Source organism: Micromonospora sp. NPDC047557, from assembly GCF_043205095.1.
Classification (GTDB): domain Bacteria; phylum Actinomycetota; class Actinomycetes; order Mycobacteriales; family Micromonosporaceae; genus Micromonospora.
Genome location: NZ_JBIDDK010000015.1, coordinates 156,331 through 170,310, shown reverse-complemented (window position 1 = coordinate 170,310; position 13,980 = coordinate 156,331). Strand labels below are relative to the sequence as shown.

At 71.7% G+C, this 13,980-nt stretch carries 13 protein-coding genes; 6 read left to right on the top strand and 7 right to left on the bottom strand.

Annotated features, from left to right (window positions below):
- Positions 1-906: 906 nt before the first annotated feature.
- Complete coding sequence (locus tag ACGGAQ_RS27815) at positions 907-1,203, top strand: DUF1540 domain-containing protein (RefSeq protein WP_393054176.1); 297 nt, start codon at positions 907-909, stop codon at positions 1,201-1,203.
- Between the two features lie 14 nt (positions 1,204-1,217).
- Here ACGGAQ_RS27815 and ACGGAQ_RS27810 read toward each other — a convergent pair whose 3' ends face one another.
- Positions 1,218-3,224, bottom strand: coding sequence for a protein meaA (locus ACGGAQ_RS27810; protein ID WP_393054173.1), 2,007 nt, complete (start codon positions 3,222-3,224; stop codon positions 1,218-1,220).
- A gap of 151 nt (positions 3,225-3,375) precedes the next feature.
- On the opposite strand from ACGGAQ_RS27810, the gene ACGGAQ_RS27805 reads away from it, so the two are divergent.
- Both ACGGAQ_RS27805 and ACGGAQ_RS27800 read left to right on the top strand, forming a co-directional pair.
- Positions 3,376-4,227: an ABC transporter ATP-binding protein gene (locus tag ACGGAQ_RS27805; RefSeq protein ID WP_393054170.1), complete on the top strand. Its 852-nt coding sequence runs from the start codon at positions 3,376-3,378 to the stop codon at positions 4,225-4,227.
- Positions 4,224-5,069: an ABC transporter permease gene (locus ACGGAQ_RS27800; protein WP_393054167.1), complete on the top strand. Its 846-nt coding sequence runs from the start codon at positions 4,224-4,226 to the stop codon at positions 5,067-5,069. Before ACGGAQ_RS27805 ends, ACGGAQ_RS27800 begins: the two co-directional genes overlap by 4 nt.
- Before the next feature lie 40 nt (positions 5,070-5,109).
- Here ACGGAQ_RS27800 and ACGGAQ_RS27795 read toward each other — a convergent pair whose 3' ends face one another.
- Positions 5,110-5,958, bottom strand: coding sequence for a 3-hydroxyacyl-CoA dehydrogenase family protein (locus ACGGAQ_RS27795; protein WP_363940602.1), 849 nt, complete (start codon positions 5,956-5,958; stop codon positions 5,110-5,112).
- A gap of 241 nt (positions 5,959-6,199) precedes the next feature.
- Between ACGGAQ_RS27795 and ACGGAQ_RS27790 the strand changes: the two genes are divergently transcribed.
- Positions 6,200-6,802, top strand: coding sequence for a hypothetical protein (locus tag ACGGAQ_RS27790; protein ID WP_393054164.1), 603 nt, complete (start codon positions 6,200-6,202; stop codon positions 6,800-6,802).
- On the opposite strand, the gene ACGGAQ_RS27785 is transcribed toward ACGGAQ_RS27790, so the two are convergent.
- Positions 6,793-8,238, bottom strand: coding sequence for a serine/threonine-protein kinase (locus ACGGAQ_RS27785; RefSeq protein WP_393054161.1), 1,446 nt, complete (start codon positions 8,236-8,238; stop codon positions 6,793-6,795). The genes ACGGAQ_RS27790 and ACGGAQ_RS27785 overlap by 10 nt on opposite strands.
- A gap of 44 nt (positions 8,239-8,282) precedes the next feature.
- Between ACGGAQ_RS27785 and ACGGAQ_RS27780 the strand changes: the two genes are divergently transcribed.
- Entirely contained in the window at positions 8,283-8,831 is a 549-nt protein-coding gene (locus tag ACGGAQ_RS27780) for an RNA polymerase sigma factor (RefSeq protein ID WP_393054158.1), read from the top strand.
- A 62-nt stretch (positions 8,832-8,893) separates the two neighbouring features.
- On the opposite strand, the gene murA is transcribed toward ACGGAQ_RS27780, so the two are convergent.
- Positions 8,894-10,336, bottom strand: a complete 1,443-nt coding sequence (murA, locus tag ACGGAQ_RS27775) for a UDP-N-acetylglucosamine 1-carboxyvinyltransferase (RefSeq protein ID WP_393054155.1) — start codon at positions 10,334-10,336, stop codon at positions 8,894-8,896.
- Between murA and ACGGAQ_RS27770 the strand changes: the two genes are divergently transcribed.
- Positions 10,335-10,907, top strand: a complete 573-nt coding sequence (locus ACGGAQ_RS27770; RefSeq protein ID WP_393054153.1) for a cob(I)yrinic acid a,c-diamide adenosyltransferase — start codon at positions 10,335-10,337, stop codon at positions 10,905-10,907. The genes murA and ACGGAQ_RS27770 overlap by 2 nt on opposite strands.
- Before the next feature lie 107 nt (positions 10,908-11,014).
- Here ACGGAQ_RS27770 and ACGGAQ_RS27765 read toward each other — a convergent pair whose 3' ends face one another.
- The 3 genes from ACGGAQ_RS27765 to ACGGAQ_RS27755 all read right to left on the bottom strand — a co-directional run bounded on the left by ACGGAQ_RS27765 (position 11,015) and on the right by ACGGAQ_RS27755 (position 13,927).
- Entirely contained in the window at positions 11,015-11,740 is a 726-nt protein-coding gene (locus tag ACGGAQ_RS27765; protein ID WP_393054150.1) for a DedA family protein, read from the bottom strand.
- Positions 11,741-12,053: 313 nt separating this feature from the next.
- Positions 12,054-12,752 (bottom strand): response regulator, encoded by a 699-nt coding sequence (locus ACGGAQ_RS27760; RefSeq protein ID WP_393054147.1) that lies wholly within the window; start codon positions 12,750-12,752, stop codon positions 12,054-12,056.
- Positions 12,749-13,927, bottom strand: coding sequence for a sensor histidine kinase (locus ACGGAQ_RS27755; protein WP_393054144.1), 1,179 nt, complete (start codon positions 13,925-13,927; stop codon positions 12,749-12,751). Before ACGGAQ_RS27755 ends, ACGGAQ_RS27760 begins: the two co-directional genes overlap by 4 nt.
- Between the last annotated feature and the right edge of the window lie 53 nt (positions 13,928-13,980).

The following is a 13,980-nucleotide window of genomic DNA, read 5'->3' as shown; positions in this document are numbered from 1 at the left end:
ACCGTCTGCACGGCCGCGACGGGCTTGGCATCGGCGGCGGGGTTGGCGTGGGCGGCGATCGGGCCGGCGAAGACACCACCGGCGAACGCGAGACCGGCAACGGACAGCATGCTCTTACGCAAGATCGTGTTCATGGGGGTAGCTCCTTCGGGGGTAGGAACACCAGCGCACCGTTCGGGGGAACGGGTGGCGCGGGTGTGAGCACCTCGTCGGGCGCTGCACTATCAAAGCGGGGAAAGTTTGGGGGGCGGCCTGCGGGCTGATCGCTCGTGGCGCCGGCGGCGGCCTGCGAGCGGGGGGCTCGTGGCGCCGGGACCGTGTGTAACGACCGTCGGGCCGGGGGGATTCCCGGGGCTGCCAGCGAGCGGTGCTCGTGGCGCCGGACCGTGTGTAACGGCTGTCGGGCCGGGGTCATTCCCGCGGCGGTGGGCCTGAGGGGCGCACCGGTCGGCGGGGCCTGCGGTCGTTCGGGGGTCTGCAACGACCCGGCCCGGCCGGCCATTCCCGCCCCGGTCGAGCGGGCGGGGGTGGCCGTGGTCCTGCGATCGTCAGGGTATGTAACGACCCCCGGCCCGCCACGATTCCGCCCCACGGATGCACCCGGTCACACCCCCACGCCGCCCCGAAACGGACATCCCGCCCCGACGGCCCCTTCGGAAACGGACATCCCGCTCAGTCGACGTGATGGACACGGTCGACAGGGTGCGTCCGGGCGGTGATCGACTCGGGATCGCCGATGTCGGGGTGTCCGGGGCGGGTTGATACCCCCGACATCGCCGACCTCGTGTTGATCACGCCGAGACGGGTATCCGGCCCGAACGCCGGGGCCAGCGCTGATCGTCAGGATCGGGTCTCCGCAACCGACAAATGCCTAGGATCGTGACAAGAAGCCCAGAGGAGGTCAGCATGACCACAGCGATGGAGATGCCCCGGGTCCAGGAGTGTGTGGTCGCGGCGTGTGCGTACAACCACGGCGGTGACTGCCACGCCTTCGCGATCACCATCGGCAGCATTGACCACGCGCACTGCCACACCTTCGTCGAGTCGCCGGTGCGGGGCGGGGTGGACGGCCTCACCGCCCAGGTGGGCGCCTGCCAGCGTTCCGACTGTCGGCACAACGAGCAGTTGGAGTGCCACGCGTCGTCGATCAAGGTCGGCCCGGACAACGACATGGCCGACTGCATGACGTACGCCGGTCGCTGACCCGCGAAGCGGGCTCAGGGCAGGTCGTTGGCCTGCCGGATGACCGTCACCAGGTCGTCGATGATGCCGGTGAGGGCGAAGTCCTTCGGGGTGAAGACCCGGGCCACCCCGGCGGCCCGCAGGGTGTCGGCGTCGCCGGCGGGGATGATGCCGCCCACCACCACCGGCAGGTCCGCCCGGCCGGCGGCGCGCAGCCCGTCGAGGACGGCGGGCACGGCGGCCAGGTGCGAGCCGGACAGCACGGAGAGCCCGACCAGGTCGACGTCCTCCTCGACGGCGGCGGCCACGATCTGCCCGGCGGTCAGCCGGATGCCCTGGTAGACGACCTCGAAGCCGGCGTCGCGGGCGCGTACCGCGATCTGCTCCGCGCCGTTGGAGTGCCCGTCCAGGCCGGGTTTGCCGACCAGCAGCCGCAGCCGGCCGCTGCCCAGCTCGCGGGCGGTGGCGGTGACGCGCTCCCGCACGGCCGCGAGGCCCGGGTCGCCGCCGCTGCCGGTGGCGCCGGCCAGGCCGGTGGGTGCCCGGTACTCGCCGAAGACCTGGCGTAGCGCGCCGGCCCACTCCCCGGTGGTCACGCCGACGCGCACGCACTCCAGGGTGGCCGGCATGAGGTTGGCGGTGGTCGCGGCGTCCGCGCGGAGTCGGGCCAGCGCCGCGTCGACGGCGTCGTCGTCCCGACCGGCACGCCATTGACGTACGGAGGCGACGGCGGCCGCCTCGACCGCGGGGTCGACCTGTTCGACGGCCTCGGCGCCGGCTGCGGTCAGCGGCGAGGGCTCGGTCTCGGCGTACCGGTTGACGCCGACCACCACGTCGGCGCCGGACTCCATCCGGCGGCGGCGTTCGGCCAGCGAGGCGACCAGCGCGCTCTTGAGGTAGCCGGTCTCCACGGCGGCGACCACGCCGCCCAGCTCCAGCACCTTGTCCAGCTCGACGCGCGCTCCGGTGACGATCTCGTCGACGAGTGCGGTCATCACGTGCGACCCGGCGAAGAGGTCGGGATATTCGAGCAGGTCCGACTCGTACGCCAGGACCTGCTGCATCCGCAGCGACCACTGCTGGTCCCAGGGGCGGGGCAGGCCGAGCGCCTCGTTCCAGGCGGGCAGTTGCACGGCGCGGGCGCGGGCGTCGCGGGACATCGTCACGCCGAGCATCTCCAGCACGATGCGCTGGATGTTGTTCTCCGGCTGCGCCTCGGTGAGGCCGAGCGAGTTGACCTGCACCCCGTAGCGGAACCGTCGCTGCCGGGCCTCGGTCACCCCGTACCGGTCCCGGGTGATCTCGTCCCAGAGCACGCCGAACGCGCGCATCTTGGCGATCTCCTCGACGAAGCGCACCCCGGCGTTGACGAAGAACGAGATCCGCTGGACCACGTCACCCATCCGCTCGGCGGGCACCTGACCGGAGTCGCGGACCGCGTCGAGGACCGCGACGGCGGTGGCCAGGGCGAAACCAACCTCCTGTACGGGCGTGGCGCCGGCTTCCTGGAGGTGGTACGAGCAGATGTTGACCGGGTTCCACCGGGGCATCTCCCGCAGCGTGTACGCCACCACGTCGGCGGTGAGCCGCAGGGAGGCCGCCGGCGGGAAGATGTACGTCCCCCGGGACAGGTACTCCTTGATGATGTCGTTCTGGGTGGTGCCGGCGCAGCGGGCCAGCTCCGCGTCCTGTTCGAGGCCGACGGTGCCGTAGAGGGCCAGCAGCCACATCGCCGGGGCGTTGATGGTCATCGAAGTGTTCATCTCGGCGAGCGGGATGCCGTCGAAGAGCGCCCGCATGTCCCCGAGGTGGGCCACCGGCACGCCGACCCGGCCGACCTCACCGGTGGCGAGTTCGTGGTCCGGGTCGTACCCCGTCTGGGTGGGCAGGTCGAAGGCGACCGACAGGCCGGTCTGCCCTTTGGCGAGGTTGCGGCGGAAGAGCGCGTTGGTGGCGGCGGCCGAGGAGTGGCCGGCGTACGTGCGCATCACCCACGGGCGGTCCCGCTCGGGCAACCGGCTCGCAGATGGGGTCTCATCCATGGCCGGAGTCTAAGTTACCGTTCAGTAAAACGGGTTGTGGAAAACCACACAGGTCCATGTCGCGGACGACCGGGTCCGAAGCGCTCGCGGTGGCGCTGACCGCCACACCCCGGGCAGCAGGCCGGACGGGTCAGGACGCACACTGGACAGCATGGATGACGAGCTGGCCATCTCCGTCCGAGGGCTGCGCAAGGCGTACGGCGACAACGTGGCGGTGGCGGGCGTGGATCTCGACGTCCACCGCGGTGAGGTGTTCGCGTTGCTCGGCCCGAACGGCGCCGGCAAGACCACCACGGTCGAGATCCTGGAGGGCTACCGCCGGCGCGATGCCGGCGAGGTGGCCGTGCTCGGCGCGGACCCTGCCCATCCCGACGCCGGCTGGCGCTCCCGGGTCGGCATCGTGCTGCAGGGCACCGGCGAGTTCGACGAGCTGACCGTGGCCGAGGTGGTCCGACACTTCTCCGGCTTCTATCCGGACGCGGACGACCCGGACAAGGTCATCGAGCGGGTCGGGCTGGCCGGGAAGGCGAAGGCTCGTACGCACACCCTCTCCGGCGGGCAGAAGCGCCGCCTGGATGTGGCGCTGGGCATCATCGGCCGCCCCGAACTGCTCTTTCTCGACGAGCCGACCACCGGTTTCGACCCGGAGGCCCGCCGCGAGTTCTGGGAGCTGATCCGCGACCTCGCCGCGGCCGGCACCACGATCGTGCTCACCACCCACTATCTGGACGAGGCGGAGGCGCTCGCCGACCGGGTCGGTGTGATCGCTGGCGGCCAACTGGTCGAGGTGGCCGCCCCGAACCGGCTGGGCAACCGGCAGGAGGCTCTGGTCACGGTCTCCTGGCGTACCCCGGAAGGGACGGTGGAGCTTGCGCAGACCGCGACGCCGACGGCCCTCGTGGCCGACCTGGCCGCGCGCTACGGCGGTGAGGTTCCCGGGCTCACGGTGACCCGGCCGACCCTGGAGGACGTCTACCTCACGATGATCGGACACTCGCGATGACGACTACGACGAAGCCAGCCACGCCGGTCGCCGCGACCAAGGGCCGCCGGCTGGGCGCGGGCGCGCTGGCCCTGCGCCAGGGCCGGCTGGAGATCACGCAGTTCCTGCGCAGTCGGGAGTCCGTGGTCTTCACGATGGGCTTCCCCATCATCATGATCCTGATCTTCGCGTCGATCTTCCACGGGACGATCGGTGGCGGGGTCAAGTTCACCCAGTACTTCATCACCGGCATGATCGCGACCGGCCTGATGACGGTGAGCTTCCAGAACCTCGGCATCTGGATCCCGATCGAGCGGGACCGGGGGGTGCTCAAGCGCTACCGGGGCACGCCGATGCCGAAGTGGGTCTGGTTCGCCGGCAAGGTAATCATGGTGGTGGCGATCGGCATCGCCGAGACGGCGCTGCTGCTGGCGGTCGCGGTGGCGCTGTTCGACCTCAATCTGCCCGGCACCGCCGGCAGGTGGTTCACCTTCGGCTGGGTCTCCGTGCTCGGCGTCACCGCCTGCACCCTGTGCGGTATCGCCATCTCGTCGCTGGCCCGCACGGCCCGCAGCGGCTCGGCGGTGGTCACCCCGGTCGCCCTGGTGCTCCAGTTCATCTCCGGGGTGTTCTTCGTCTTCACCGACCTGCCCACCTGGATGCAGCAGGTGGCGGCGCTGTTCCCGCTCAAGTGGATGTGCCAGGGGCTGCGCGCGGTCTTCCTGCCCGAGAGCTTCGGCGCCCAGGAGCCGGGCGGGTCGTTCGAGCTGGGCCGGGTGGCACTGGTGCTCGCCCTGTGGTGCGTGATCGGCCTGGTGCTCTGCCTGACCACCTTCCGCTGGACCACCAAGCGCGACGGCTGAGCGGTCGACCGGGGCGGGCAACCGCCCCGGTCGTCGCGACTCAGTACGTGTAGAAACCCTTGCCGGTCTTGCGGCCCAGGTCGCCGGCGGTGACCATGCGCTGGAGCAGCTCCGGCGGGAAGAACTTCTCGTCCGCCGTGTCGGTGTAGATGTTCTTCGAGGCGTGCAGCAGCACGTCCACGCCGGTCAGGTCGGTGGTGGCCAGCGGGCCCATGGCGTGCCCGAAGCCCAACCGGCAGGCGGTGTCCAGATCCTCCGCCGACACCACGCCGGACTCGACCAGCTTGACCGCCTCCACCACCAGGGCGGAGATCAGCCGCGTGGTGACGAAGCCGGCGATGTCCCGGTTGACCACCACCACCGTCTTGCCGATCTCCTCGGCGAAGGCCCGCACGGTGGCCAGCGTCTCGTCGCTGGTCTTGTAGCCGCGCACCAGCTCACAGAGCTGCATCATCGGCACCGGCGAGAAGAAGTGGGTGCCGACGACGGCCTCGGGCCGCTCGGTGACCGCGGCGATCTGGGTGACCGGAATGGCCGACGTGTTGGTGGCGAGCACCGCGTCGGACTTGCAGATCTTGTCCAGCGCGCGGAACACCTCGTGCTTGATCTCCAGCCGCTCGAAGACCGCCTCGACCACGATGTCCGCGTCCGCCGCCGCCTCCAGGTCGGTGGTCGGCGTGATCCGCGCCAGCGTCGCCTCGACGTCCGACGCCTCGATCTTGCCCTTCTCGGCGAACTTCTCCAGCGACTTCCGGATGCCGCCGAGCCCCCGGGTGGTAGCCGCGTCGTCCAGGTCGCGCAGCGTCACCTGCCAGCCCGCCTGCGCCGCCACCTGGGCGATGCCGGAGCCCATCAGCCCGGCCCCGACGACCGCGAGTCGACCCGCCATCTGCTTCTCCCTCGCTGCGATTGAGTGCCTGCCTGCACCCTAGTCTGCGAGCCTGAACGATGACTAAGGGCTCCGGAGGAGCGGTGTCGGGGCGCCAGCCGCTCATGTGACGGATGCACGACTCGCCAGAGCGAACAAACTCCCGAGTGGGTGCATCGAACCCTACGACAACCCAACAGACGGAAACAGCCAGGAGCTCATGATGCGCGCGACGTCCATTGTCGGAACCCTCACCTGCCTCATGCTCGTAGCGGCGTGCTCGTCACCCGCACACCAGAGCGGCAACGCCGCCCCGGCCGGCTCGCCCGAGTCGACGGCCAGCGCGGCCCGCACCGGCACTCCCACGCCCACCCCCTCCCCGTCGTCCACGCAGTCCGCGCCGCCCACGCCGTCCGCGCGACCGTCCGACGGCCCGACCCGCACCGCGTCGCTCGTCCTGGGTCCGGAGGGCATCGGCGCCCTGAAGCTCGGCATGACCCGCCAGCAGGCCACCAGGACGGGACAGCTGCGGGCCTTCACGAGCAACGGGGGCGGCTGCACGCCGGCGCGTCTGCGGGCCGCCCCGAGCGAGGAGGGGACCGTCCTTCTCTCGCCGACGCTGGGAATCGCCACCATCGACGCGTACGAGGGAATCAGGACGCCCGAAGGAGCACGCATCGGCATGTCGAGCGCCGACATGCTGCGGATCTACCCGGACTGGACGAGGGCCGACGGAGACGCGACGAACGGTCGCGGTTTCGCGAAGACCCCCGGCAACAGCAAGGCCGTCTACCGCATCGCCTCAAGAAACGGCAAGGTCACCCAGCTGACTCTCCAGTACGCGAACCAGGACTGCTACGAGTAGACGGACCCGAAACGGCCGGCCTGCGGCGCCAGCGCGCTGGACAACCGCAGGCCGGCCAGGATCTCGTCGGTCAGGTCCTCATCGCCGACCTGCTTGATCTGCAGGTAGACGCCACAGCCGCGCTGCGGCACGGCCAACACCACCTCGCTGAACGACACCGAAGCGCCACACGATGTCCACCGTCGTACCAACGCGCTGTCGCCCCCCACGTTCACGGTCCGGTCGGGCTGCCGGACGCAGGAGGGGTGGCTGGGTAACGCCGGTTCCGGGTCGCCGGCGAGCAGGGCCCTGCTCGCGCCGACGAACACACCGGGCATCCCACTCGCGGGATCCGGCCAGACAGCGAGATTCGGGGCGACCACGAGACCTGGCGCCTGGCCGGCGGGAAGTCGCAGTAGGGAAGGATCCCAGCCGGCGTCCTTCACCTGGCCAGCCCAGCTCGCCGGCACCGCGACCGAAAGAGCACCGTAGGCATCGTCCACGCGGACCCACCCGGACCGTGCCGGCAGCGTGGAACTGGAACCCGTGGTAGCCAGCAGCGCGGTCAGTGCGACCCCGACGCCGACGACCCGCCCCACCTGCCGCACGAACCGGCCACGGCCCGCGTCCCGCTCCAACGACGCGATGACCCGGTGCAGCTCCTCGAGCATCACGGCAGCGGACGCCCAGCGTTGCCGCGGGTCGGGATGCAGCGCGCGGCGCACCAGGTCGTCCACTTCGGAGGGAATTCCGGGCCGAAGCTCAGATGGCCGGAGCAGGGCGCGCCCGGCCCGGCCCGAACGGCTAACGGTGGATCGTGCCGGCTCGGGCGGGCGGCCGGTCACCATGTGGTAGGTCGTCGCGCCGATCGCGTACACGTCGGCGCGGACGTCCAGACCACCACCGGCGGTGGCCTGCTCAGGTGGCATGTAGCCGGGTGTGCCAGCCGCGATGGTGAAGCCGGACGCGTTGGCGAGCGCCTTGGCCAGACCGAGGTCGGCGACGAGCACCCGATCCCGTTCCGCAGCCGGCTGGAACAACACATTGGACGGTTTGAGATCCCGGTGCAGCACGCCGGCCTCGTGCAGCACCGTGACGGCGCTGGCGATGTCGGCCGCGATGAGCAGGGCCTCCCGTACCGGCAGCGGCCCCGAGACGAGCCGATCGGCGAGGGTGCCGCCAGCCGCGTACGGCATCACCAGGTACGGCCGTCCATCCGGCAGCTCGCCGACGTCGAGCACACGCACGAGCAGACTGGAATCCGTCCGCCGCATGATCCGCGCTTCCTGCTCGAACCGCTCCCGCAGGTCAGCGTGGTACGACCAGTTGTCCGCCAGCACCTTGATCGCTACGGAAGCGTCCAGAGCATCGTCGGCGCCGAGCCACACGGTGGCGAACGCTCCGGAACCGATACGCCGTACAACGCGGTATCGGCCGATCTTGCCGGGTACTGACACGCCCGTATTATGGCCGACAAAATGCTGAGGAACGGGGCCTGAGCTTGTCAGACGATCTTGTTATCGAGGATCTCGCCGGTCGTGCCGCCAAGGGCGACGCCGCCGCGCTGGACATGTTGCTGGCCAGGATCGGCCCGCAGGTCATGCGGCAGTGCCTGCGCCTCCTCCCCTGCCGGCAGGATGCCGAAGAGGCGTGCCAGGATGCCCTCCTCCAGGTCGCCCGCAAGATCGACAGCTTCGCGGGCCGATCGAAGTTCTCCACCTGGCTGCACATCGTCACGGCCAACTGCGCCCGTCAGACGTACCGCAGCCTCAAGCGCCGGGCCGACGAGCAGTCCACGCCGCAGCTTCCGCTCGACGCCGCCGACCCGCGCACCACAAGCGTGATCGCGGGCTCCCGACTCGACCTGCTCGACGCGCTGGAACGACTGGAGGCGCACCGACCCGAACTGGTCGCTCCGCTGGTGCTGCGTGACCTTTGCCAGTTGACCTACGACCAGATCGCCGAGCATCTCGCCATTCCGGTCGGCACCCTGAAGTCACGTATCCACGACGCACGACGGCACGTGCGTGCCTCGCTGCAGGCCACCTGACACTGCGAGACCCACAGCGTTCGCGGGTGCCGATCCGATGGAGTGGGATGCCGGCCAGGGCGTCAGATCTCCAGCGACGGCTCGTCCGGCGCGGTGCCCCGCTCCACCGCCACACCGAGCGCGCGCAGGTCGGCCACGAAATCCGGGTACCCCCGGTCGACGTGGTGCACGTGGGAGACCTCCGTGGGCCCGTCCGCGCAGAGGCCGGCGATGATCAGCCCGGCGCCGGCGCGGATGTCGGTGGCCCGTACCGGCGCTCCGGACAGCCGCTCCCGCCCCCGGACCACCGCGTGGTGCCCGTCGGTCTTGATGTCCGCGCCGAGCCGCATCATCTCGTTGGCGAACATGAACCGGCCGTCGAAGATGTTCTCCGTGATCAGGGAGGCGCCGTCGCTGACCGCGGCCAGCCCGATCGCCATGGGCAGCAGGTCGGTGGCGAAGCCGGGGTACGGCAGCGTCACCACGTCCACCGCCCGGGGGCGGTCGTCCATGCGTACCCGGAAGCCGTCACCGTGCGTCTCGACCAGGCCGCCGGCCGCGACGACCTTGTCCAGCGCGACCTCCAGGTAGGCCGGGTCCAGCCCGGTCACCGTCAAGTCGCCGCGCGTCATCGCGGCGCCGAAGGCCCAGGTGCCGGCGACGATCCGGTCCCCCACTGTGGCGTGCCGCACCGGACGCAGGCCGGCCACGCCGGTGATCCGCAGGGTGGACGTGCCGGCGCCGGAGATCCGCGCGCCCATCTGGTTGAGCATCGTGCAGATGTCGACGATCTCCGGCTCCCGGGCCGCGTTGTCGATCGTCGTGGTGCCCTGGGCCAGCACGGCCGCCATCACCAGGTTCTCGGTCGCGCCCACGCTGGGGAAGTCCAGCACGATGTCCGCGCCGCGCAGCCCGTGCGGGGCCTCGGCGATCACGAAGCCGTGCTCGCCGGAGATCTCCGCGCCCATCCGGGTCAGCCCGGAGATGTGCATGTCCAGGCCGCGCGAACCGATCGCGTCGCCGCCGGGGTGGGCCACCCGCACGTACCCCCGACGGGCCAGCAGGGGGCCCAGCACGCAGATCGACGCGCGCAGCCGTCGGACCAGGTCGTAGTCGGCCTCCGCGCCGGGCTGCGCGGGTACGTCGATGGTCACCGAGCGGGACCGGGCGACCCCGCCGCGGGCCACCATGGGGTCGACCGGGTCGTCCGCGTCGAACCGGACGTCGCAGCCCAGCCGCCGCAGCACCTCCCCCATGATCGCGATGTCGGTGATCCGGGGAACATTGGTGATCACACTGCGGCCGGGGGCGAGCAGCGCGGCGGCCATCAACTTCAGGGCCGAGTTCTTGGCGCCGACGACGTGCACGGTGCCCGCCAGCCGGGCGGCACCGCAGACCCGGATGACGTCGACGTCGTTGACCGCCGGATCGCCGGCGTCGCCGGGACCCACCACCGCGGGCCAGCCGGCTGTCGCGTCCGGCCGTGCGGGGATCGTCAGGTCCGGTATCCGTAGGCTGTGCGTCATGGCCGTCCACCTCACGCGCATCTACACCAAGGCCGGCGACGCCGGCATGACCAGGCTGAGCAACAACGAGCAGGTCCCGAAGACCGATCCACGCATCGCCGCGTACGCGGATGTCGACGAGTGCAACGCGGCGATCGGTGTCGCGCTCGCTCTCGGCCATCTCGACGAGGAACTGCGGGGCGTGCTGGCCTCGGTGCAGAACGACCTGTTCGACGTCGGCGCCGACCTGTCCACCCCGGCCGAGCCGGAACCGAAGTACCCGCCACTGCGGGTGACCGAGGAGTACGTCGAGCGCCTGGAAGGCTGGTGCGACGAGTACAACGCACGCCTGAGCAAGCTCGACTCCTTCATCCTCCCCGGCGGCACCGCGGGCGCGGCGCTGCTGCACGTGGCGCGGACCATCGCCCGGCGTGCCGAGCGGGCGGCGTGGGCGCTGGTCAGCCACGATCCGGACCGGACCAGCCCGCTCCCGGCAAAGTATCTCAACCGGCTCTCCGATCTGCTCTTTATCCTGTCAAGAACGGCAAATCCGGCGGGAGATGTGCTATGGGTGCCGGGCGGCAAGCGCTGAACGTCGACGCTGTCCAGGTGTGGGTTCCCGCTCTCGCCGCCGTCACGCGTCGTCGGGGCTGACTCCTCGGCGGGGTGGGCTGGCCGGCCGAGGTGGGGCATGACCGGTCAGGAGCGGTCCAGGGCGCCACGCCGGGTGGGTGCGGTACGACCGGCCCCGGGCCGACGGGAGGCGGGAGCGGGCCGGCCAGGCCGCCGGCCGCCGGGCACCGGGCCCCGGCAGGACCGTCGGGCGGCCCGACCACGCCGGGCGCGCGCCCGGCACCCCACCACCGCCACGGCGGCCGCGACCAGCAACAGGCCGCCGATCACCGGCAACCCGACCGGCAGCGCGCCGAACGCCCACCCGGCCAGCACCGTGCCGGGCACCCACACCACCACGGCTGCCGCGTCGAAGAGCAGGAACCGGCCGTACGGCAGTCCGGCCATCGCCGCCACCCGGGGCACCAGCGTCCGGGCGAAAGCGGTCCACCGCCCCAGCAGCACCGCATGCCCACCCCGGCGCTCGATCAACGCCTCCGCCCGCCGCCAGCGCTCCTCGCCGACCCAGCGACCCAGCCGACCGGCACGCAGCCGCGGCCCGAGCAGCCGCCCCTCCAGGTAACCGAGCTGGTCTCCGACGAGGGCCGCCAGGGTGGTGACGGCCAGCGCGGTCGACAGGTCCAGTCGACCGGCCCGGGCCAGCAACCCGACGGTCAGCATGGCGGTCGCCGCCGGCAGCACCACGCCGACCAGCAGGCCCACCTCGGCGGCGAGGATCGCCGCGGCGGCCAGCAGCAGATATCCGGGCGGCAGGGTGCCGAGCCGATCCGGCAGGGAGTTCAGGAAGGTCACCCCGCAAGCGTGCTGCGCCGGACCGGCCCTGCCGCCCTCCCGACGGCCGCGGCCGATCCTCCCACTGGCCGCTCGACCCCCTAGACGAGTAATTCCTAACCCTTGCTGGGGCGGTGCGCGCAGCCGGCGCACGGGGGTGACCCTTGGTCACCCCCGTGAGGGCGGACGCGGTCGTAGGCGGTATACCTCAGAGTCATATTCATACCTCTGAGGTATACCGCTCAACAGCACGTCGAGATGGCGGGCAACCAAAGTGGATGACCGGCGCCCTTCGCCCCAGCCCCAGCCCCGTCAGGAGTTAGGACTTACTCGTCTAGGGCGCCGGGAGATCGGCTACGGGGTTGAAGTCGTCGTCCACCAGGCCGAGCCGGTGTGCCACCACGGCCGCCTGCACCCGGTTGCGCAGCTCCAGCTTCTCCATCACCGCCGACACGTGGGTCTTGACCGTGGTGACCCCCAGGTGCAGCAGGGCACCGATCTCCGCGTTGGACAGCCCGGCACCCACCAGTGCCAGCACCTCGCGCTCCCGGGTACTGAGCAGGCGCAGCGCCGGCTGCGGATCGCCGGTCCCGGCGCGCGCCTCCCGGTCGTGCGCGCTGATCGCCCGCTGCACGATCCGGGCGAGCACCCGGGGGGCCACCAGCGACTCCCCCCGCACGGCCCGGCGGACCGCGTCCAGCAGGTCCTCCGGCGCTCCGTCCTTGACCAGGTAGCCGATGGCCCCCGCGCCGAGTGCCCCGTAGACGTCGGCGTCGTCGGCGAAGGTGGTCAGCACCAGCACCCGGACGCCGGGCTGACGCGCCAGGATCCGTCGGGTCGCCTCGATGCCGTCCAGCCGGGGCATCCGCAGGTCCATCAGGACCACGTCCGGGTGTAGCCGCTCGCTGAGGCGTACCGCGTCGAGGCCGTCCCCCGCTTCGCCGACCACCTCGAAGTCGCCGGCCGTACGCAGCAGCAGGCCCACGCCGGCGCGTACCAGCGCCTGGTCGTCGACCACCAGCACCCGGATCACGACACCTCCCGTATTGGCAGTCGGGCCTGCAACCGCCAGCCGCCGCCGGCGGTCGGGCCGGCCGTCAGCGTGCCGCCCAGCAGGCCGACCCGTTCCCGCATGCCAACCAGTCCGAGCTTCGACGCGGGCAGCGACGGCGCGGGCCGGGGCCGCTGCGGGCCGCTGTCGAGCACTTCGACGAACAACCCGGGCGGCTCCGCCCGCACCACCACCGTGGCGATCGCGCCCGGACCGGCGTGCTTGAGGCTGTTGGTCAGCCCCTCCTGGATGACCCGGGCGGCGGTGGTACGCACCACCAGGGATGCCCGCGCCGCCCGGTGGTCCACGCTCACCTGCACGGCGAGCCCTGCCGCCCGGACCAGGCGCTGCGCCTCGTCGATGATCTGTTCCGGCTCGACCATCGGGGAGCCGTCCTCGATGGCCTCCGGGTCACGCAGCACCTCCAGCAGCTCGCGCAGCTCGTCCAGCACCCGACCGGCCGTCGACCGCAGCTCGCCGAAGGCGGCCACCGCCTCGTCCACCCGGCCGGTCTGCCGGATGGCGTACTGCGACGCCCCGGCCTGCAGGGCGATCGCCGCGACGTGGTGCGCGACGATGTCGTGCAGGTCGCGGGCGATGCCCGCCCGCTCGGCCAGCCGCGCGGCCCGGGTCTGCATCGCCTGCCGGGCCTCCGCCTCCCGGGCCCGCTCCTCGGCCACCTCGGCGGCCTTACGCAGGCCACGCAGGTAGCGGCCGGAGGCGACCGGCGTGGCCGACGTCCCGGCCAGGGTGATCAGCCGCAGCAGCCCCGCCCCGCCGGTCAGCACGCCGGGCGGGGATCCGACGAGCACCGTGTAGACCGTCGCGGAGAGGAACAGCGCGAAGGCCGCGCCGGTGGAGCGCCAGCCGGACCGGTACGCGACGAAGCCCAGGGCCAGCGCGGCGCAGAGCAGCGGGGTGCCGGTGCCGAACGGGGTCAGGTGCACCGTGACAAGCATCAGCGCGGTCTCCACCGCCAGCACCGGCCAGGGCCACCGGCGTACCGCCACCAGCGCCAGACCGGCGATGACGGCGAGCGTGGCGTGGCGTACCCGGTCGGGGAGCGGGAGCACGGTGTTCACGGTGGTGGCCAGGCCCAGCAGGGCCGCGATCAGCCCGAGCAGCAGCTCTGGCCAGCGCACCCGTCGACCCGTCACCCGGCCAACCCTACGGAAGCCGCACCGCCGGGCCGTCCTCCCACCGGCCGGGC

Excerpts from the sequence above, each read along its gene's own strand:
- ACGGAQ_RS27815 (WP_393054176.1), top strand. The coding sequence starts at position 907 with ATGACCACAGCGATGGAGATGCCCCGGGTCCAGGAGTGTGTGGTCGCG.
- ACGGAQ_RS27810 (WP_393054173.1), bottom strand. The coding sequence starts at position 3,224 with ATGGATGAGACCCCATCTGCGAGCCGGTTGCCCGAGCGGGACCGCCCG.
- ACGGAQ_RS27805 (WP_393054170.1), top strand. The coding sequence starts at position 3,376 with ATGGATGACGAGCTGGCCATCTCCGTCCGAGGGCTGCGCAAGGCGTAC.
- ACGGAQ_RS27800 (WP_393054167.1), top strand. The coding sequence starts at position 4,224 with ATGACGACTACGACGAAGCCAGCCACGCCGGTCGCCGCGACCAAGGGC.
- ACGGAQ_RS27795 (WP_363940602.1), bottom strand. The coding sequence starts at position 5,958 with ATGGCGGGTCGACTCGCGGTCGTCGGGGCCGGGCTGATGGGCTCCGGC.
- ACGGAQ_RS27790 (WP_393054164.1), top strand. The coding sequence starts at position 6,200 with ATGCTCGTAGCGGCGTGCTCGTCACCCGCACACCAGAGCGGCAACGCC.
- ACGGAQ_RS27770 (WP_393054153.1), top strand. The coding sequence starts at position 10,335 with ATGGCCGTCCACCTCACGCGCATCTACACCAAGGCCGGCGACGCCGGC.
- murA (WP_393054155.1), bottom strand. The coding sequence starts at position 10,336 with ATGACGCACAGCCTACGGATACCGGACCTGACGATCCCCGCACGGCCG.